A 19590-nucleotide genomic window follows, 5' to 3' on the forward strand; every position below is an offset into this window, starting at 1 on the left:
GCGAACCATCCGTCGGGTGAAGGTGGTGTGCATGTTGCCCTTCGGCATCCGGCCTGAAGGTCAGTTCATCCGCGCCAGAACGAGGCGCGATACCACATTGATGAAGAGCACGCCGGCGGTGATCAGCAGGGCGCCGGCCCAGGCAAGCGCAACCCAGTCATCGAACGGTGCGCCGGCATATTGGTAGATGGCGACAGGAAGGCTCGCCATCGGGCGGTTCAGGTCAACCGACCAGGCATTGTTGCCCAGCGAGGTGAACAGCAGGGGCGCGGTCTCGCCCGCCGCACGGGCAATGGCCAGCAGCACGCCGGTGACGATACCGGCACGGGCCGCACGCCAGGTGATGAACATCACCACCTTCCACTGCGGGGCGCCCAGCGCGAAGGCGGCCTCACGCAGCCCCACCGGCACAAGGTTCAGCATGTCCTCGGTGGTGCGGACCACGACCGGGATGACCAGAATGGCCAGTGCCAGCGCACCCGCCCAGCCGGAAAAGCCGCCGAAGGGCACCACCAGAAGGGAGTAGATGAACAGGCCGACCAGAATGGACGGGGCGGAAAGCAGGATGTCGTTCACGAAGCGGGTGATGCTGGCAATCTTGGTGCCCTTGCCGTTTTCGGCAAGGAAGGTGCCGGCGAAAATCCCGATCGGCCCACCGATCAGCACCGCGATGCCGACCTGGATGATCGAGCCGACAATGGCGTTCAGAAGGCCGCCATTCTGGCCCGGAGGCATGGTGATCTGGGTGAAGACATTCAGCCCCAGTGCGGGAAGGCCCCGCGCCAGCAAAGTCCACAGGATCCAGCCCAGCAGGAAGATGCTGAAGACCGCGAACGCGATGGAGATGGCCTTGATCGTCGTGTCCTTGGCCCGGCGGACTGCAAGAGAAGCCATGATGCGTGCCTTTCCCGATCAGTCCATCCGCGAGCGGATGAGCGCCCGGGACAATGCAAGAACGATGAAGGAGATGACGAAGAGGATGAAGCCCAGCTCCAGCAGCGAGGTCAGCTTCAGCGAGCCGATGGGGGCTTCGGGAAACTCGTTCGCGATGGTGGAGGCGATGGTGGCGCCCGGCGCGAAGAGAGAGGCCGAAAGACGCGTGGCATTGCCGATGACGAAGGTCACCGCCATGGTCTCGCCAAGCGCGCGGCCAAGGCCCAGCATCACCGCGCCCACCATGGCCGTGCGGCCGTAGGGCACCGAGACATTCTTGTAGACCTCATAGGTGGTGCACCCCACGCCATAGGCCGACTCCTTGAGCATGGCCGGCACGGACTCGAGGGTTTCCACGAACATGGAGGTGATATAGGGCAGGATCATCACCGCCAGAATGAGGCCGGCGGTGAGCATGCCCGAGCCCAGCGGCGGGCCCTGGAACAGCAGGCCGATCAGCGGAATGCCGCCCAGCCAGTCGATCAGCGGGGGCTGCACATAGGCGGCCATCAGCGGAACGATGATGAAGAAGCCCCACATGCCGAAGATGATGGAGGGCACGGCCGCCAGAAGCTGAATGGCCACGCCGATGGGCCGCTTCAGGGCCGGGGGGGCGATTTCAGTCAGGAAGAAGGCGATGCCGAAGGACAGGGGCAGCGCAACGACCACGGCGATGACGGCACTGAAAATCGTGCCGTAAATCATCACCAGCGCGCCATATTTCTCCGTCACCGGATTCCAGGAGGCCGTCCAGATGAAGTCGAGGCCGAAATGCTGCAGGGCCGGCAGGCCGCCCTTGAACAGCTCGGTGATGATCAGTCCCAGCAGGATCAGGACGAATATGCCGCTCGCCCAGAGCAGACCCACGAAGATGGGGTCAGAAATCGCCCCTCGCCGCCGGGCCAAATGAATGGGTTGGCTTCCGCCTCCCTTCAAACTGTCCACCGTTGCGTCCATCGGATGCCAACCCTTCGCCCGCCACGACCCGTGCGTGGCTCTCATTGAAAATATCAGGACCCGCCATCAGGCCCCGAAAAGTCCGTTTCACTGCGGCAGGGCCCCGCAGGCACTGCGCCCGGCGCACATGCCCGCCGACTTCCGCCAGACAGGGACACCCATCCCGACAGCCACTCCGGCGCGATCCGGTCCCGAAGCCACCGCGTTCCTCTCCCGACTTCCGATGAAGCCATGCAACTCGATGCGCGATGCCGTTCTTGTGCGGCATGGACAGATGCCACACGGGCATCCGTGATGTGCAGGCCATGGTCCTTCCGGCCATGGCTCCGGGATCGCCTCCCCCGATGCCCTGACATCAGGGGAGGCGAAACCGTTCACTCAGCTTCTGGAAGCTCTCAGAGGACCGGCTTGCCGTCCGGGCCCTTCACCTGGTCCTTCCAGGCGGCTTCGATACGCTTCACGACAGATTCCGGCAGCGGAATGTAGTGCAGCTTCTCGGCGATCTCGGCGCCTTCCTTGGTGTAGGCCCAGGCGAAGAACTCCATGACCGCCTTGGACGCTTCCACATTGGTCGGGTTGGTCGGCAGCAGCACATAGGTGGGGCTGACGATCGGCCAGGCCTTCTCGCCGGCGGTGTTGATCATGGGCGCGGCGAAATTCTTCGCATTGTCCCAGTCGGCAGCGTCGGCGGCCTCGATGAAGTTCGGCACGTCGGGGCTGACAAAGTTGCCGGCCTTGTTCTGGAGCTGGGTCACGACCAGATTGTTCGCGGAAGCGTAGATATATTCCACGTAGCCGATGGCGCCCTTGAGGTTCTTGACGTTGGAGGCAATACCCTCATTGCCCTTGGCGCCCGAGCCGGCCGGCCACTGCACGGAGGTGGCCGCACCCACTTCGCTCTTCCACGTGGCGCTCACGTCGGAGAGATAGTTGGTGAAGATGTAGGAGGTGCCGGAGGCATCGGAACGATACACCGGAACGATGGCCTGGTTCGGCAGCTTCAGGTCGGGATTGAGGTCGGCGATCGCCTTGTCATTCCACTTGGTGACCTTGCCCATATAGATATCGGCCAGAAGCGGGCCGGTGAGCTTGAGCTCGCCGCTCTTGATGCCATCGAGATTGAAGGTCGCCACAACGGCGCCGATCACGGTGGGGAACTGGAGCAGCTTGTTGGCTTCCAGCTTGTCGTCGGCGACCGGGGCATCGGAAGCGCCGAAATCAACCGTGCGGTTGATGATCTGGTTCTGGCCGCCACCAGAGCCGATGGACTGGTAGTTCAGGGCATTGCCGGACTTTTCCTTATAGGCCGCGCCCCAGCTCTGGTAGACGGGAGCCGGAAAAGACGCGCCAGCGCCATTGAAATCGGTCGCCTGGGCAACACCGGCAAACATGGTTCCAGCAATGGCCATGGTGCCGAAAGCGGTAGTGAGCTTCACGTTCTCTCTCCTTGCCTAATCACTGCTGCCCGACGACCCCGCCGTGACGCAATAATTGAGTGCCGGACTCATAGTCCGCCTGAGCCAACCTTCTATGACGCATGGGTGACAGTTAAATGACTTGATAACAGGCTGATCCTGAACAGGAATTTTACTTGTCCGGCAAAATGTCGAGTCGGAATGAAAAAGTTGCGCCTTCATTTGGCACACTTTCGATGTTCAGACGCCCCCGATGGCGCGCCACAATGTGCTTCACAATGGCCAGTCCCAGCCCTGTTCCCCCCTGCCCCCGGCTGGCTGCCACATTCACCCGGTAGAAGCGCTCCGTAAGGCGGGGCAGATGCTCGGGCGGTATTCCGGGACCATAGTCGCGGACGCTGACCAGCGCAAAGGCACCATTCGGCGCCTCCTCCCGCGACATGCGTACGGTGACGCGCTCGCCGCCCGATCCATATTTCAGGGCATTTTCCACCAGATTTTCCAGCAGGCGGATCAGCTCGTCACGATCCCCCCGCACCGGCAGGCTCCGCGCCTCGCAGATCTGCTCGATCTGCATGCCCCGCTCCTGCGCCAGCGGCGAGAGGGCGTCACAGACATGGTTGAGGATGTCACACAGGTCCACCTCGGTCTCGGGCTGGACATGGGCATGCAGCTCGATACGGGAGAGCGAGAGCAGGTCATCGATCAGGCGGGACATGCGGCGGGCCTGGGCCGACATGATGCCGAGAAAACGCTCCCGGGCCTTCTCGTCATTGCGGGCCGGTCCCTGAAGGGTTTCGATGAAGCCGGAGAGCGAGGCCAGCGGCGTGCGCAGTTCATGGCTCGCATTGGCGACGAAATCCGCGCGCATCTGCTCCACCCGCCTCTGATGTGTCAGATCCCGGAAGGTCAGCAACACACCATCAGGGGGCGAGGCCGCCGCGGACGCCCCTTTCCTCGCGCGCCCATCCAGATGCAGGGGCACCACATGGGCCTCCAGCCACCGGTCCAGCGGCACGCGCTCGGCAAACTCCACACGTCTTGTCAGCCCATCGGTGGCGGCGGCCCGCACCGCCTCCAGCACTTCCGGCACCCGCACCACGAAAGACAGGGGGTCTCCCGCCCGCGCCTGCCCTATGGAAAGGGCCACGCGTGCATTGGCGGTGACGATCTCGCCCCCTGCTGTCAGCAGCAGGGCCGGCTCCGGCAAGGCGGCCACCAGCGCCTCGATCCGCCTGTCCCTCCGGCTGCGGGGGGATGGGGCGGGGCTGGCCTTGCGCGCCGGGCGGGGCGCGGGCACAAGACCGGGCGCGGCGGTTATCACGACAAGGGCCAGCGCCAGACCGACATGCAACAGCCCGCCCCAGGCGCAGGCCAGCAGCAGAATCGCCACCAGCGCCCACCACACCCACAGGGCGCGGCGGAAACGGTTCAGCGCGGTCACGGTCACAACCGGCTCATCTTCAGGCATGGGCGACGGGGAGGGCATCACCGGTGAAGGCTGCTCCCCGGCCCCTTCCAGAAAAGCCGGCCGGGCGGCGGCATCATCTGCGGGAACCGGCACGGCATGGGATTCAGCCAGGGGAAGAGGCGGAGACTGCGAAAGCGGCTGGGGCAAAGACCCGGACACAGGCTCCGGCGCGGCCGTTTCCGGCATCACGGAGAGGTCAGGTTTCGGGCCGCCAGATTTCGGGGGGGCCGTCTTGGGGGGAACAGGAGCGGGTTGTTCAGGCGGCGGCGCGTCCCGCTCGGGCGCATCCTCCCGGATGACATCCCCATCCGGGCGGGCCTTGCGCGCCGAGGCGGCCCGCGCCGGCCGCGCCCCACGCCCGGCACGCTGCGGCTGATCGTCCCCCTGCACCGACTTGTCCCCGCTCTTGCGTCCACGCGACATGGGCGCCTCCCCCGAACCTTAGCTGATACCATGCGCCTGAAGCCCCGGCCAATGCAAAGCCCTGCCACCTTCGGCCCATGGGGCCAAAGGCCGGTCTCCAGAATATCAGCGAATCAAAAATACAGGCTGAATTCTGATGGTCGCCCGAATGCGCAAAAGCTTTACGACACTCCATGGCCCACAGGTCCGGATCAGGGCGAACAGGCGCCGGAACCGGTTTGTGCCAGCTCCGTCACGCAATGTGATCGGCACCGCCTCATTTGCGGGCGTAAAGCTGCTAAACTCTATATACGCGGGTCAACCGTTTGATATCATGAGCGTAAAGTAACAGGAACGGATTGAATGAAGTCGATGTGCGGCCACCTGCCTCCCATATCCGGCAGACTGTTCCATCCGGCGATGGGTGCGGTGCTGGTTGTGTGTGCAGCAGGCATTCTGGAACCGGCAAGCGCCGGGGAGGCAGCCAGCGCCCCCCTGCCCAAGCCGAGCGTGGACTACTCCATGACAGCAAAGTCCATGCGCGGAGCCCGGCTGGAGATGTCGCATCACAAGGGCAAGATGCGGGTGGAGATGAAGAAGCCCGGCGAGGATGCGGTGATGACCGGCATCATCGATCTGGAAACCGCAAAAATGCTGACCCTCGTGCCGGCCATGCCCAACATGGCGATGGAGGTGGAGCTGCCGCCCCAATATGCCGCCACCATCAAGAGGGGCACCGGCAGGAAGGTGGGAGAGGCCGAGGTGGCCGGGGAGAGCTGTGACCTGTGGCATCTGGACGACACCAAGACCGGAGAAACCGTCACCTGCATCACCAGTGACGGCATTGCCCTGCGCAGCCACACGGAAATGGGCGGAGCGCCCCGCGTCCTGTTCGAGGCGGAGCGCGTGACCCGGGCGCCGCAGGACCCGGCGAAATTCTCCTTCCCGCCGGAGGTTCAGATCATCCAGCTCAATGCCAAGACCATCAAGGGCATCCAGAGCGGCATTGGAGCGCTGGGTGGCCTTGGCGGGCTGGGTGGCCTGTTGCAGCAGGGGCAAGGTGCCGCGGGAGCCCAGTAAGCCGCGCGAAAGCCATGCGGCCCCGCCCGGAGGCAGGGCCGCGATTTTCACTCAACGTTCATCAGCCATGGGTCTGCGGCTTGCCGCGCGCCATCAGGCCGCCAATCGCCACAAAGATCCAGCCGACAATCAGCACGCTGCCGCCAACGGGCGCGGTGCCCCAGTGATATTCCCCTTCGGACAGGGCCCGCAGGGCCAGATCGCCGGTGAACAGGAATGTGCCGAGCGCAATGGCGGATGCGCCGGTGAGCAGGGGCGCGCGCCCGCCATCCACCGCGGCGCTGGCCGCACCTATGGCCACCAGTGCGGCGGCATGGAACAGCAGGAAATGCGAGGCGGTGGTGAGCATGTCATCCCCGACCAGATGGGCCGCCGCCGCGCCTGCCGCCACCCCGAGCGCACCATAAAGCCCGCCGAGAAAAAACAGAATCCGTCTCCACCAGTCCATGACCCCACCCCGGCGCGCCTGCGCCTCATGTTTGCGGCGCGCCTGAACCGGGAACGGCAGACGGCCCGCAGTTTCTTACCAGCCCGCTTTCAGCCTGCGCAAGGCAGGCGAACCCACAGGCGGCATCACGAAATTGCCTTTGGGTCAGTTGGGCCGTTTACACATGGCCCGGTGCTGGCTATCTTCCGCGGCCTTATCCGGAGATGACAAGCCATGCGTGCGGAACTCGCCGCGAAGGTCGACGAGATCACACAATCCCTGCAATTGCTGCGCGAACACATCAATGTGGATCGCGCACGGCGGCGGCTCGACGAGCTGAACGCCATGGCAGAGGACCCCACCTTGTGGGACGAGCCCGAGCGGGCGCAGAAGGTGATGCAGGAGCGCACCACGCTGGAAGACGGCGTGAACGCGATTGACCGCATCACCCAGGATCTGGCCGATAATATCGAGCTGATCGAGCTGGGCGAGGCGGAAAAGGACGAGAGCATCGTCTCCGAAGCCACCGGCGCGCTCGATGCGCTGAAGGTGGAACTGGCCCGGCGCGAACTCGAATCCCTGCTTTCGGGCGAGGCGGATTCCAGCGACACCTATCTGGAAGTCCATGCGGGCGCCGGCGGCACCGACAGCCAGGACTGGGCCGAGATGCTGCTGCGCATGTACAAGCGCTGGGCGGAACGGCGCGGCTTCAAGGTGGAGCTGGTGGACGAATCCGAGGGCGAGCAGGCCGGCATCAAGTCCGCCACCGTTCTGGTGAAGGGCCACAATGCCTATGGCTGGCTGAAGACCGAGGCCGGCGTGCACCGTCTGGTGCGCATCTCGCCCTTCGATGCCAATGCCCGCCGCCAGACCTCCTTCGCCTCGGTGGTCATCTACCCTGTCATCGATGACCGCATCGTGGTGGACATCAATGAATCCGACGTGCGGGTGGATACCATGCGCTCCGGCGGTGCGGGCGGCCAGCACGTGAACAAGACCGAATCCGCCGTGCGCCTCACCCATATCCCCACCGGCATCGCCGTGGTGAGCCAGGGTGACCGCTCCCAGCACAAGAACCGTGCCACGGCGTGGAACATGCTGCGCGCCAAGCTCTATGAAGCCGAGCTGAAAAAGCGCGAGGAGGCCGCCGCCGCCGAGCAGGCCTCAAAGACCGATATCGGCTGGGGCCACCAGATCCGCTCCTATGTGCTCCAGCCCTACCAGCTGGTGAAGGATCTGCGCACGGGCGTGCAGTCCGGCACCCCGCAGGAAGTGCTGGATGGCGATCTCGATCCCTTCATGCAGGCAGCCCTTGCCCAGCGCGCCTATGGCGGCGGGCCGGTGAATGTGGAAGACGTGGACTGACCCCCACCTGAAGCCGTGACGGGAGAGGATGCCCCGCATCCCACCCCGGAAGACTGAAAGGCCGCCTTTTCCTGAGGCGGCCTTTATCATGTGCGGGGCAGATCTTCCGCCGGATGCTGGAGCTGCGCGAGAATGCGCTGCCGCATATGGCTTGCGGCCTCCCGGGCCTGCGCCTGCCGGCTGCGCCAATCACCCTCCTCCACCTCGCCCAGATATGCCGCGCGGGCATGGGCAAGAGCCTGTGATGCCGGTTCCGGCAGCTGGGGCGCGGCCCATGCGGCTGCGGTATCCTTGCTGACAAAATCCCCCTGCGCCGCCGTCCGCCACATGCGGGCGAGGGTGAGCAGAACATTGCGCTCATCCCCGCACAGGCCGCCGACAAGAGCCGGCAGCGCCTCGCCAATCGCTATGCGCACATGCTCCGCCGCAATTGCAGGCAGAAACTCGGAAAGGGGCGGACCAAGCAGCGGCCGGGATGCCAGCCGCGCCTGCGCCAGAACAAGCGTGTTGTCCGGGTCGGCCACAGGCGCAGGGCAGGAACCGGCCTCAAAGCAGCCCCGCAACCATTCGCCATAGGTGAACTGCACCCGGACAGGGAACAGTCCGGCGGACAGGTCGGCGCGCGCAAACACCATCACCTCCAGAGAGCGCGGCCCATCAGGCGGTGCCGGATGCCGGCCGGACATCTCCAGCAGACCGGACAGCAGGTGATCTCGCTGCGCATCCGTCATCGTGCCCTCGATGATGGCGAGCATGTCGATGTCACTCTGCGCGCGCAGCCCGTGCGCGACCGCGGAGCCATGAAGACAGACACCGGCAAGTGCAGGGTGAAAGACCGATTGCAGCAGGCGCACCACCCCGGAAATCTGGCGCCCGTCATCCCGCCCGGCCGTCATTCGGGCCGGTCCCGATGCGCCCCGGCGTGAGTGCGCCAGTAGCGGTGCAGCCCCGCCACATCCCCGCTGGTGAGAAGCGCCATGGCGGGCTGGAGCTGCTCATCCGTCCAGTCCCACCATTTCATCTCCATCAGCATCTCGACCTGCGCCTCGTCAAAGCGCTTGCGGATGGTGCGCGCGGGATTTCCGCCCACAATCGCAAAAGGCTCCACATCGCGCGTCACCAAAGCGCGGGTGCCGATCACCGCCCCATCGCCAATCCGCACGCCCGGCATGATGATGGCTTCCGAACCGATCCACACATCATTGCCGATGACCGTATCCCCGGCAGGTTCATACCCGTTCTGTGCCCCGGCGAAGGCCGGCACCTCGGACATCCAGAAGAAGGGGAAGGTGCTGATCCAGTCATTCCGGTGGCCCTGGTTTCCGGCCATGATGAAGGCCGCGCCCGAGCCAATGGAACAGAAACTGCCGATGATCAGCCGGTCCACCCCGGCATCCGGCAGCAGGAAGCGCGCGCAGTCATCGAAGCTGTGGCCATGATAATAACCGGAATAATAGCTGTACCGCCCCACATGGATATTGGGATTGGTGACCTGCCTGTCGAGCGTGATGCCCCGGAAGGGGCTTTCAAAGAACTGTGTCATGGTAAAATCTTCTGTTTCGGCCCGGAAGAATCTGTCTTTTCCGCCAGATCCGCCATCCAGCCGATGAAACCGCGCATCCGCCCTGCAAACGCGGCCGGATCGCCATTGGCCATCCGGGACTGCTCCAGAAAATAGAGCATGTCCGCCCGGCGCTCGGGGAAGGCTGTGCTGAACCGCAGGGCATGGTCTTCCAGGCTATCGGGCCAGTCCCTGTCCGCATCATGGCGCAATATATTGGTGGAGCGTACCAGCTTGCGCGCGGCGGCGCGGATGAGACGACCGCTCTCCTCCCGGCTGCCCGCTTTCTCCAGCTGCTCCAGATAGGCCCCCAGCACCTGCCGGAAATCCCCGTTCACCGCATGGGCAAGGGCGCGGGAGGGGCGGAACAGTGGAATATCCGCCGCCAGATCCTCCCCCATCAGGCGCCGGCAGTGATGACGCAGCCAATAGCGCCACGCCATGCCTGTCTCCGGCGCGGAGAGATCATCCACACACCCGATATCGAGATCCACCTTGCCCACCACCGGATGGGCCGCCTCGATCTGTTGCCTGACATGTTCGAGAAGAGCCGTCTCATCCTCTCCGGGCAGGTGGTGGAGGATCAGGCACAGGTCAAGATCGGAGCGCCCGGGCACGGCCTTTGCGGCAGCAACGCTTCCATAGACATGAACGCTGTGGATGAACCGCATGGAACCGGGGGACAGGCGGCGACGGACATCTTCCAGCACCGGGCAAAAGGCCTCCTGCCATGGGGGCTCTCCCACCGTTTTGATCCGCCCCTCACCATCAATGCCCATCACGCGGCCTCCATTCGGGCGGCATCATCCCGCCCGCCATGGCGTTTTCAAAACAAAAAGCCCCGGTCCTGCGACCGGGGCCTTGCTGTGGAATGGACGGCTTCTCAATCCCCGCGTGAAAAGGCGAGGATCTCGCGCTTTCCGGCATGGTTGGCGGGGCCGACAATCCCCTCATTCTCCATGCGCTCCATCAGGCTGGCGGCCTTGTTGTAGCCCACCTGAAGGCGGCGCTGGATATAGGAGGTGGAAGCCTTGCGGTCCCGCATCACAATGGCCACCGCCTGATCGTAAAGGTCACCGGAACCTTCACCCAGCGCGCTCTTGTCGAACACCGCGCTGTCATCCCCGTCGGCCGGGCCGTCGGCTTCCTCGTCGGTCACCACGTCGTCCAGATATTCCGGCCCGCCCTGGGTTTTCAGGAAGTTCACCACATGCTCCACCTCGGCATCCGAGACGAAGGGGCCGTGGACGCGCTGGATACGGCCGCCACCGGCCATGAACAGCATGTCACCCTGTCCCAGCAGCGTTTCCGCGCCCATTTCACCGAGAATGGTGCGGCTGTCGATCTTGCTGGTCACCTGGAAGGAGATGCGGGTGGGGAAATTGGCCTTGATGGTGCCGGTGATGACATCCACCGACGGGCGCTGGGTGGCCATCACCAGATGGATCCCGGCGGCGCGGGCCATCTGGGCCAGACGCTGGATCGCGCCCTCGATTTCCTTGCCCGCCACCATCATCAGGTCGGCCATTTCATCCACGATGATGACGATGTAGGGCAGCGGGGAGAGGTCCATCTCCTGCTCTTCATACAGCGCCTCGCCGCTTTCCTTGTCGAAGCCCACCTGGACCTGCCGGGTGATCACCTCGCCCTTGACGCGCGCTTCGGCCATGCGGGCGTTGTAGCCATCGATGTTGCGCACGGCGAGGCGGGCCATCTTGCGGTAGCGGTCCTCCATCTCCTTCACCGCCCATTTCAGGGCGATGATGGCCTTCTTGGGGTCCGTCACCACGGGGGTCAGCAGGTGCGGAATGCCCTCATAGATGGACAGCTCCAGCATCTTCGGGTCGATCATGATGAGACGGCACTGTTCCGGCGTGTGCTGGTAGAGCAGGCTCAGGATCATGGTGTTGATGGCGACCGACTTGCCGGAACCCGTGGTGCCGGCCACCAGCAGATGCGGCATGCGGGCCAGATCCGCGATCACCGGCTCGCCACCGATGGTCTTGCCAAGGCCGATGCCCAGCTTGGTGCGGGCCTCGCCGAATTCCTGGCTGGAGAGCAGTTCACGCAGCCACACCGTGTCACGGCGGCGGTTGGGCAGTTCGATACCGATCACATTGCGACCGGGCACCACCGCCACACGGGCGGAAATGGCGCTCATGGAACGGGCGATATCGTCTGCCAGACCAATGACGCGGGAGGACTTCACCCCCGGTGCGGGCTCGAACTCATAGAGGGTCACCACCGGGCCGGGATTGGCATCGATGATCTCGCCACGCACACCGAAATCACGCAGGATCTGCTGGAGCGCGGTGGAGTTCTGGTCCAGCGCCTCTTCGGAAAGCTCATAGTCCGGCTCAAGCTGGGGCGGCTCGCTCAGCAGGTCCAGTGAGGGCAGCTCATAGCCCGTGAAGCCGCCCTGCTCCTCCTCATCATCCGCCTGCATGGCAGGCAGGGCGGCAGAAGGGGGAACCTCCGGGGACAGAGCCGGCACGGAAGCGCCAGCCTGCGGCGCGGGCGACGCAGACGCGACAGCGACAGGCGCGGCAGACACGGCTGCGGCGACGCCGGCCCCGAACCGCATCAGATCGGACCCGATCGTCTGCTGATAGGGCTGCCAGAAGAAGGAGCTGACAACCGGCGCGGTGAAAGCGGCAGCGGCAGGCCGAAGGCTGGCGGCCTCCTGATCCATCGCGACCGGAGCCGGCACGGCATGGAGAATTTCTGCGGCTGCCTCCACGGCAACCTCCTCCGCAGCGTCCTCCTCCGCGACATGGACATCGTCATCGGCATCCAGATCCTCACCGGCCGCCAGCTCGATATCCTCAATGTCCTCGCAGTCTTCCTCAACGCGGTCGTCCCCGGCCTGCGCCTGAAGGGCTTCCTCGTCAGCGTCGTCCTGCACCTCATCCGCCGCGCACGGCATCTCCGCCTCGGCGATCCGGGCGGCGATCACATCACCGGCGTCGTCAGCCACCGCGATGATCTCGGCCTCTTCATCCGCCACACGCTCCACAAGCGCGGCAGCGGCAGCTTCCACCTTCAGGGCAGGCTGTTCCACCACCGGCGCGGAAGCCGTTTCTTCCAGTTCCTCATCGGCCAGATAGGTCAGGAAGGCATCTTCCCATTCCTGCACCTGCCAAGCCTGTGCGGCATCGTCCTGGGCCTCATCTTCCTGTGCCAGAGCCGCGCTCTCGCCCGCAACCGGGCTCTCGTCGAGAGCCGCCGGGGCCTGAAGGGCGGGCATGGTGATGGCCTCAGCCACCGCTTCCGCGATGGCGGCCGCGATCATCCGCTCGTCCACGGCCACAGCCGGACGCGCATCGCTGGCCCGCATCATGGCTTCAGCCTGCGGTTCCTCATCGAAATCGCTCAGCATGAGCGCATCGCCATCCTCCATGCCGTGCCCGGCATCGGAGATGGCGGTCTGGAGTTCAAGCGGCTCATCCCAGTCGCTCAGCATCACGGCATCGCCGCTGTCCTCGATCTCATCGAGGGCAGGCTGCGACCGGGAGACCGGCTGCTGCGACCGGGAGACCGGCTCATGCACATAATCGCGCACAAAATCGGCATGGCCCAGCAGAATGGCCTGCTGGAGCGCGAGCAGATAGGCGGGCGGACCGGCCGTATCCACCACACGCACAGACCAGCTTTCCGCCATCTGCCGTCCAATTGAATCGACAAGCTGTACCGATGCGGCTTCCGGCTCAGACTCAGGCGCAGCATCCTGCCCGGCGGTTTCCAGCAGGTCGATCAGCCCGTCCATTTCCACGGCGGCCCAGGGCGCCGCCCCATGGGCGGTTTCCTCATGAGCCATCTCCCCGTGGGCCGCGTCCTCGTAGGAAGCGTCCTCGTAGGAAGCGTCCTCGCAAGAGGCGTCCTCCATGGCAGACAGTGCTTCCGCCTGCCCCGCATGGGCCGGGCCCAGCTCCTCGGAAACAAAGCTGGCGATCAGGCCAGATTCCGCCCTGAAGCTTTCCGCCTCGTCCCGCGCCGTCTCACCGGCCCGGTAGCCGTTGGGCAGCATGTCCTCTTCCTTCAGATGGGCCGCGCCCTTCATGTCGGAAAAAGCGGTTTCCAGCGCCTCAAGGTCTGCCTTCAGGCTGGGATAGGAGGCCAGATCCTCCTCGACTTCGCCCGGCACATCCAGAAAATGCCAGCCCGCCCCGCCGATGCAGTAGCCGGGGCTGTCCATCTGGAGTTCAGGCTCGTCATTCTTGCGCAGCAGATGGTCGGGCGTGCGGGTGAAGCGCGCGGTTCCGCCCAGGCTGAAGGGACGAAGCCAGCTCGGCACGAAGTCCGAGTCGATCCAGGTATGAACGGAGGACTCGGCTTCGGCGGAGGCATGTGAGCGCCCAACCGCGCCAACATCCTCCGAAACCAGGAGCGAGGGGAAGTTGACCTGTCTCGGAGGCTGGTTCGAAGCTGACATAGATCCATAACCCAAAGGAACGCTGATGTTCCAAGGGATAGGAGGGCGGAATTAAAAGGAGGTTTTCATCTTCGGCCAAATGAAGGCCAGGCTGTGCATAGAGATGATGCAGGGTCCACACCCCTGCCTTCCCGCACCCGGCAGGAGGTCGAGAGCCGGGGAAGACCTTACTCATGGGAAACTTCGGCCGGAACCCGGCATGGACACGGATTAAGCACGTTCTGCCAACATGTTAGGGGCGCACATCGGCAACGGATGGGGAGAGGGGAACAGCACCGTTCTCCGCCGCGCGGCCCCTCAATGAGGTTTTACACCTCATTTACCATGTCCGTGATCCCCGCATGGTTCCATGTGACAGGCAGGCGCTCTACACTCGCCTTCCGCATTCACCCCCCGTCATCCGCACCGGCCACAGGCTGGTGAAATCCCGGTCTGATCCATGGCCCCCCCTCATATCGCCATTATCGGCGCAGGCCCCGCCGGCCTTGCCGCGGCAGAACGCCTGACACAGGCCGGCCTGTGCGTGCATATCCATGACCGCATGCCCTCACCGGCCCGCAAATTCCTCATGGCCGGGCGTGGCGGACTCAATCTCACCCATTCCGAGCCGTTCGAGCTGTTTCTGGCCCGTTATGCCGAAGCCGCGGACCGGCTGAGGCCAGCGCTGGAGCGCTTTCCCCCGCAGGCCCTGCGCGAATGGGCGCTGGAGCTGGGAGAGGAAACCTTTATCGGCAGCAGTGGGCGGGTTTTCCCGAAAAGCTTCAAGGCCTCGCCCCTGCTGCGCGCATGGCTGGCGCGGCTGGCCCGGCAGGGTGCCATGCTCATGCCGCGCCAGTGCTGGCTGGGATGGGATGACACGGGCAGCCTTGTCTTCGAGACCCCGGAGGGGCGCAGCACCGCCCGGCCGCAGGCCGCGATTCTGGCGCTCGGGGGCGCATCCTGGCCGCGGCTGGGCTCTAATGGCGGATGGGTGCGTATTCTGCGCGAAAAGGGCGTGCAGGTGCGCGAACTCAGCCCGTCCAATATGGGCGTACATGTGAACTGGTCAGAGCTGTTCCGAAACCGCTTTGCCGGCACACCCCTCAAGCGCATTGCCCTCACATGCGGTGGCGCAAGGGTACGCGGCGAGGCGATGGTCACGCAGAACGGCCTTGAGGGCGGGGCGATCTATGCCCTCTCCCGCCGCCTGCGGCACGAGGTGCAGAGCGGCATGAGCACATTGCTTGTCGATCTGCGCCCGGACATGGATGTCACGGCCCTCACCGCCCGCATCGAGGCCGCCTCCCCCAAGCTGTCCTTCTCCAATCTCATGCGCAAGGCCGCCGGGCTCTCACCTGTCGCCACCGGCCTGCTGCGTGAGGCCATGGGACAGGAGCGCCCGGAGAATGCCGCCACCCTTGCCCATCTCATCAAGACCGTGCCTGTCGCCATTACCGGCCTTGCCGGCATCAGCCGCGCCATTTCCAGCGCGGGCGGCATCGTCTGGGATGATGTGGGCGAGGATTACGCCCTGCGCCCCCTCCCCGGCACCTTCGCATGCGGCGAAATGCTGGACTGGGATGCCCCAACCGGCGGCTATCTGCTTCAGGCCTGTTTCGCCACCGGGCGCGCCGCGGCCGAGGGTGTTCTTGCGCATCTGGGACAGATGGACAGCGCAATCAGCCGCTGAAGCCACCCGCATCCAGATAGGCCTGCTCATCGGGCGTCATCGTCCGGCCCAGAATCAGGTTGCGATGGGGAAAGCGGCCGAAGCGCACGATGATATCCTGATGGACCAGGGCGTAGGAAAGGCCGTTTTCCTCGCCCCATTCACGATAGAGCGCGACACAGCGCGCCTGCGCCTCCACATCTTCCGCATGCATGAGCGGCAGATAGAAGAAGCCGCGCAATGTGGGCGCCCGCTCCACCTCCGGGGCGCGATCGAACCCTTTCGCAATGGCCTCCTCCGCCCCTGCCCGCGCCAGAGCATCGGTCGCGAAAGCACGCGGGGAGCCGCGAAAGATGTTGCGCGGCACCTGATCCAGCAGGATCAGCCGGGCCAGCGCGCTCTCGGCATCCTTCTGCCAATGGTCCAGAAGCCGGTCGACGGCCTGCTCATAAGCCGGCAAAAGATGCTGTCTCACCTCATCATCGAAAGCCGGGCCACCGCCGAACCATTTGTCAGGGCCGGCCTTGCGCCAGAAATCCAGAATGCCGGCTGCATCATGCTGCATTTTCCGTCCTCACTCTTCCGGTCACCACGAAACAACAAGAGCCAGGCCCCGCATCCGGTTCCACCACAAGAGCCCGGGACGGCCGGAGCCGCAGGGCTGGCCTAAAGCAGGCCCGGCGGCGCCAGCGGGTTTTCCGTCAGTGCCGCGCGGTCTGGCGCATCAATTTCGGGAATGCCAAGAAAGGCATTGAACAGCCGGGTGATCTGGCGCGGATCGAGATCCCGCACGATCATCACCAGCCGGGTGCGGTGGTCATCATCGGGCCATTCGGCAAGGCGCTCCGGCGGATGCATCACATGCTGCACGCCATGGATCACCACCGGCTGCTCCGGGGTTTCCCTCACCTTCACGATGCCCTTCAGCCGCAGCACCTGCGACCCATGGCTGGCGCGCACCAGCTCCAGAAACAGATCCAGCGCCGATGCGGGAATCGCCGCATCCGTGGCGAGAGTGAAGGCACGGATATGGGCATCATGCCGGTTGTAGTCATGGCCATGGGCCTGTCCTGTCGCGGCCAGATCCTGCGCGGCTGCCACCTCCTCCGCCGCCAGCCAGCGGGCGACATCCGGCGTCTTGGTCGCAGGATCATAGAGACCGGCATTCAGCAGCGCCCCTGGCCCGGCCTCACCTGCTGCCGCATCCAGCAGCATGGCCCCCGGCGCAAGCCGGGCAAGGCGGGCGCGCAACTCCGCACCCTGCGCCTGAAGCTCCGGCGTGGTGAGCAGATCGGTCTTGGTCAGCACGATGCGATCCGCCATCGCCGCCTGCTTCACGGCTTCCTCATGGGCATCCAGCGTCGCCATGCCATTCACCGCATCCACCACGCACACCACCCCGTCCAGCCGGTAACGCAGCATCAGATAGGGGTGGGTCATGAGGGTGTGCAGAACCGGGGCCGGATCAGCCAGACCGGTGGTTTCGATGACCACGCGGGAAAAGGGCGGCAGGCGGTGATTGTCCCGCCCGCGCAGGAGATCTTCCAGCGCCGCCACCAGATCTCCGCGCACCGTGCAGCACAGGCAGCCGGAAGAAAGCAGCACTACCCCCTCCTCCACCGCGCGCACGAACAGATGATCCAGCCCGATTTCACCGAACTCATTGATCAGAACGGCGGTATCAGCCAAAGCCGGGTCTGCCAGAAGGGCATTGAGAAGCGTCGTCTTTCCCGCGCCGAGAAAGCCTGTGAGCACGGTGACGGAAATGGGGGCGGGCGGCCCCGCCTTGCGATCTGATCCAGACATGGCGGCAGGCTAGAATGTTTGCGCCGCTTGCGGAATCAGAAAGTGCCATGGCCCGGCGCCGGCGGCATCTTTCCCGCCTCTCCTCACAAGAAAAATGCGCCGGGCGGAGGCACGGCGCATTTCCCGGGGATTTATGAGGGCAAGGCGGCTCAGCCGGCCGGGCGCGTGGGCGGAACCGGAGCGGAGCCGGCGGGCGAGGCCGCACGGTTCTGCGGCTTGGGCTTTGCAGCCCCCTGCCCGGAAGAGGCGCGTGTCTGGGTCTTCTTGCCATCCGATTTGGTGGCAGAGCGCACCTGCACGCCGCTCGTATCCGCGGAAACCTCGACCGGCGGCATGGAAGGCGGCAGATTCTGCAGCAGCTCCGCCCCCGAGGCCGGCAGGCCGGAATCCCCGAAGGACAGAACACCGCCCAGCAGACGGGCATTGGGGCGCTCATCCTCATTCTCGGCAGCCACGACGCCACGCTCGGCGCTGCAGACCTGGGCGCGCATGCTCGCGGGTGTTCCCCCGGCATTCGGCAGGGAGGAGAGGGTCTGCGCCATGCCCCCGAAAATGCCCAGCGTCGGCTGGGAGCGGAAACCCTTTTCCAGCAGCAGGGCGGCATCTTCATTGCGCGCCACGGCGGAGCGCCCGCCAAACACCACCGCGATCAGCCGCCGCCCGTCACGCTCAGCGGTTGCCACCAGATTGAAGCCGGAATCGCAGATGAAGCCGGTCTTCATCCCATCGGCTCCGGGATAGCGGTCGATCAGACGGTTGTTGTTGCGATAGACCTTGTTCCCCATGCGGATGGCCGGAATGCGGAACAGCGCTTCCTGATCGGGGAAATGATAGATCAGCGCGCGGGCGAGAATGGCCATGTCCCGCGCGGTGGTCACCTGCTGGGAGTTGGGCAGGCCGTGGGGATTCTCGAAATGGGTGCCGCTCATGCCCAGATGACGGGCAATGGCGTTCATCTCGGCGACGAATGTCGGCTCCGAGCCCCCCACACCTTCCGCCACGGTGACCGCGACATCATTGGCGGACTTCACCATGAGCATGCGCAGGGCATCGCCCAGCGTGATCTTGGTGCCGGGCGCAAAGCCCATCTTGGACGGCTTCTGCGCGGCGGCGCGGCTGGAGACCGTCAGCGGCGTATCCATGGTCATCCGGCCGGATTTCACGGCATGGAGCGCGACATAGACGGTCATGAGCTTGGTGACGGAAGCCGGGTACCAGGGCTTGCCCGCATCCTTCTGCTCCACCACCCGTCCGGTATCCGCCTCCACCAGCAGAAAGGGGCTGGCCTGCGCGGCGGCAGGCGCAAGGCCCATGAGGGCCACCAGAGCCAGAAGGGAAGCAAACCGCGGTTTCAAGGCTGACATCTTCCTGTTACGCATGGTTCGGGCCAGTCTTCCAGTGCAGGATCCGGTGCGTCAGTGACCGGAAGCGCGCCATGCCGCCTGCACCTGCCGTTCCGGCATGTCCCGAGGGCAACATGTGTACAAGATAGGCCACGCGCACCAGCTATCGCTCCCGTCCTGAAAGGAGAGCCCCTGAGTGTGTGGCTTCTCTTTAGCCCTTTTCTGCGACCGGGGAAAGACGATAAGCCACGAATGACGCCGGCTCCGGCAAGAAACAACCGGCGATTTCCCGCCACATTTTCGCCGAAATCTTGCAACCCGCTCACAATGTGCAGATTTTACTGCGGCCCGCATCAGCATGTCGGAAGACAAGCGAAAGTGCATGCCACCCGCCCGGCCGGCGCGGAGCAGGTGAAATATCCTGAAATGTGAAGAAATGGAGCAGGTTGACACAGAGAGAGGCAAGCAATGGCGCCTCATCCTCAAGTCGGGTGCACCGGCTCCGCCCACACAGCCAGACGGAGCCGGTTATCCATGCCCTGTCTGCCCCGAGAAGACATGGATTGGCTTCAGAAAACATAATCCGGCCCGAAAATCTCTGAGATGAATCAAATTCAACTCTCCCACGACACATTTCAGGCCATTTCTTCTACACCAAACGTATCATCCCCTCCCCCGCCCGCGGCAACATGCGCGCGATAAAAGGCGGCGTGTGAAAGGTCACAATCGCGCCACCCCATGTCTCCTATA

Annotated in this window: 15 protein-coding genes; 3 read left to right on the forward strand and 12 right to left on the reverse strand. The window is 64.6% G+C overall.

Features of this window, described 5'->3' with window-relative positions:
- Window positions 1-60 precede the first annotated feature (60 nt).
- The 4 genes from pstA to ACT6QG_RS14185 all read right to left on the reverse strand — a co-directional run bounded on the left by pstA (window position 61) and on the right by ACT6QG_RS14185 (window position 5199).
- The gene (gene pstA / locus ACT6QG_RS14170) at window positions 61-894 is read right to left on the reverse strand and encodes a phosphate ABC transporter permease PstA (RefSeq protein ID WP_444978206.1); all 834 of its coding nucleotides are present in this window, start codon (window positions 892-894) and stop codon (window positions 61-63) included.
- A gap of 18 nt (window positions 895-912) precedes the next feature.
- Complete coding sequence (pstC, locus tag ACT6QG_RS14175; RefSeq protein ID WP_444978207.1) at window positions 913-1890, reverse strand: phosphate ABC transporter permease subunit PstC; 978 nt, start codon at window positions 1888-1890, stop codon at window positions 913-915.
- A 395-nt stretch (window positions 1891-2285) separates the two neighbouring features.
- On the reverse strand, window positions 2286-3326 hold the full coding sequence (gene pstS, locus ACT6QG_RS14180) for a phosphate ABC transporter substrate-binding protein PstS (RefSeq protein ID WP_444978208.1): 1041 nt from the start codon (window positions 3324-3326) through the stop codon (window positions 2286-2288).
- A gap of 151 nt (window positions 3327-3477) precedes the next feature.
- Window positions 3478-5199: an ATP-binding protein gene (locus tag ACT6QG_RS14185; RefSeq protein WP_444978209.1), complete on the reverse strand. Its 1722-nt coding sequence runs from the start codon at window positions 5197-5199 to the stop codon at window positions 3478-3480.
- Between the two features lie 342 nt (window positions 5200-5541).
- On the opposite strand from ACT6QG_RS14185, the gene ACT6QG_RS14190 reads away from it, so the two are divergent.
- On the forward strand, window positions 5542-6258 hold the full coding sequence (locus ACT6QG_RS14190) for a hypothetical protein (protein WP_444978210.1): 717 nt from the start codon (window positions 5542-5544) through the stop codon (window positions 6256-6258).
- A gap of 61 nt (window positions 6259-6319) precedes the next feature.
- Here the strand turns inward: ACT6QG_RS14190 and ACT6QG_RS14195 are convergent, their stop codons facing one another.
- Window positions 6320-6706 carry a DUF423 domain-containing protein gene (locus ACT6QG_RS14195; RefSeq protein ID WP_444978211.1) on the reverse strand — a complete coding sequence of 129 codons (387 nt, stop codon included), beginning with the start codon at window positions 6704-6706 and terminating at the stop codon, window positions 6320-6322.
- A gap of 213 nt (window positions 6707-6919) precedes the next feature.
- Here ACT6QG_RS14195 and prfB point away from each other — a divergent pair, with 213 nt between their 5' ends.
- Complete coding sequence (gene prfB, locus ACT6QG_RS14200; RefSeq protein ID WP_444978212.1) at window positions 6920-8050, forward strand: peptide chain release factor 2; 1131 nt, start codon at window positions 6920-6922, stop codon at window positions 8048-8050.
- 86 nt (window positions 8051-8136) lie between these two features.
- On the opposite strand, the gene ACT6QG_RS14205 is transcribed toward prfB, so the two are convergent.
- The 4 genes from ACT6QG_RS14205 to ACT6QG_RS14220 all read right to left on the reverse strand — a co-directional run bounded on the left by ACT6QG_RS14205 (window position 8137) and on the right by ACT6QG_RS14220 (window position 14043).
- Window positions 8137-8946, reverse strand: coding sequence for an aminoglycoside adenylyltransferase domain-containing protein (locus ACT6QG_RS14205; protein WP_444978213.1), 810 nt, complete (start codon window positions 8944-8946; stop codon window positions 8137-8139).
- The gene (gene catB, locus ACT6QG_RS14210; protein WP_444978214.1) at window positions 8943-9593 is read right to left on the reverse strand and encodes a type B chloramphenicol O-acetyltransferase; all 651 of its coding nucleotides are present in this window, start codon (window positions 9591-9593) and stop codon (window positions 8943-8945) included. The genes ACT6QG_RS14205 and catB overlap by 4 nt, the downstream gene beginning before the upstream one ends.
- Entirely contained in the window at window positions 9590-10393 is an 804-nt protein-coding gene (locus ACT6QG_RS14215) for a hypothetical protein (protein ID WP_444978215.1), read from the reverse strand. The genes catB and ACT6QG_RS14215 overlap by 4 nt, the downstream gene beginning before the upstream one ends.
- A 101-nt stretch (window positions 10394-10494) precedes the next feature.
- Window positions 10495-14043, reverse strand: coding sequence for a DNA translocase FtsK (locus ACT6QG_RS14220; protein ID WP_444978216.1), 3549 nt, complete (start codon window positions 14041-14043; stop codon window positions 10495-10497).
- A 439-nt stretch (window positions 14044-14482) separates the two neighbouring features.
- On the opposite strand from ACT6QG_RS14220, the gene ACT6QG_RS14225 reads away from it, so the two are divergent.
- Window positions 14483-15712, forward strand: a complete 1230-nt coding sequence (locus tag ACT6QG_RS14225; RefSeq protein WP_444978217.1) for a TIGR03862 family flavoprotein — start codon at window positions 14483-14485, stop codon at window positions 15710-15712.
- Here the strand turns inward: ACT6QG_RS14225 and ACT6QG_RS14230 are convergent.
- The 3 genes from ACT6QG_RS14230 to ACT6QG_RS14240 form a co-directional block, all read right to left on the reverse strand.
- Entirely contained in the window at window positions 15702-16256 is a 555-nt protein-coding gene (locus ACT6QG_RS14230; RefSeq protein WP_444978218.1) for a DUF924 family protein, read from the reverse strand. The two genes, ACT6QG_RS14225 and ACT6QG_RS14230, sit on opposite strands and share 11 nt — an antisense overlap.
- Window positions 16257-16357: 101 nt before the next feature.
- Entirely contained in the window at window positions 16358-17497 is a 1140-nt protein-coding gene (locus ACT6QG_RS14235; protein ID WP_444978219.1) for a CobW family GTP-binding protein, read from the reverse strand.
- Between the two features lie 149 nt (window positions 17498-17646).
- A complete protein-coding gene (locus ACT6QG_RS14240; protein WP_444978220.1) occupies window positions 17647-18852 on the reverse strand; it encodes a D-alanyl-D-alanine carboxypeptidase family protein in 1206 nt (401 codons plus the stop codon).
- Window positions 18853-19590: the final 738 nt, after the last annotated feature.

The sequence above is a fragment of the Haloleucobacter ellipsoideus genome, from assembly GCF_052491725.1.

Excerpts from the sequence above, each read along its gene's own strand:
- pstA (WP_444978206.1), bottom strand. The coding sequence starts at position 894 with ATGGCTTCTCTTGCAGTCCGCCGGGCCAAGGACACGACGATCAAGGCC.
- pstC (WP_444978207.1), bottom strand. The coding sequence starts at position 1,890 with ATGGACGCAACGGTGGACAGTTTGAAGGGAGGCGGAAGCCAACCCATT.
- ACT6QG_RS14185 (WP_444978209.1), bottom strand. The coding sequence starts at position 5,199 with ATGTCGCGTGGACGCAAGAGCGGGGACAAGTCGGTGCAGGGGGACGAT.
- ACT6QG_RS14190 (WP_444978210.1), top strand. The coding sequence starts at position 5,542 with ATGAAGTCGATGTGCGGCCACCTGCCTCCCATATCCGGCAGACTGTTC.
- ACT6QG_RS14195 (WP_444978211.1), bottom strand. The coding sequence starts at position 6,706 with ATGGACTGGTGGAGACGGATTCTGTTTTTTCTCGGCGGGCTTTATGGT.
- prfB (WP_444978212.1), top strand. The coding sequence starts at position 6,920 with ATGCGTGCGGAACTCGCCGCGAAGGTCGACGAGATCACACAATCCCTG.
- ACT6QG_RS14205 (WP_444978213.1), bottom strand. The coding sequence starts at position 8,946 with ATGACGGCCGGGCGGGATGACGGGCGCCAGATTTCCGGGGTGGTGCGC.
- catB (WP_444978214.1), bottom strand. The coding sequence starts at position 9,593 with ATGACACAGTTCTTTGAAAGCCCCTTCCGGGGCATCACGCTCGACAGG.
- ACT6QG_RS14220 (WP_444978216.1), bottom strand. The coding sequence starts at position 14,043 with ATGTCAGCTTCGAACCAGCCTCCGAGACAGGTCAACTTCCCCTCGCTC.
- ACT6QG_RS14225 (WP_444978217.1), top strand. The coding sequence starts at position 14,483 with ATGGCCCCCCCTCATATCGCCATTATCGGCGCAGGCCCCGCCGGCCTT.
- ACT6QG_RS14230 (WP_444978218.1), bottom strand. The coding sequence starts at position 16,256 with ATGCAGCATGATGCAGCCGGCATTCTGGATTTCTGGCGCAAGGCCGGC.
- ACT6QG_RS14235 (WP_444978219.1), bottom strand. The coding sequence starts at position 17,497 with ATGTCTGGATCAGATCGCAAGGCGGGGCCGCCCGCCCCCATTTCCGTC.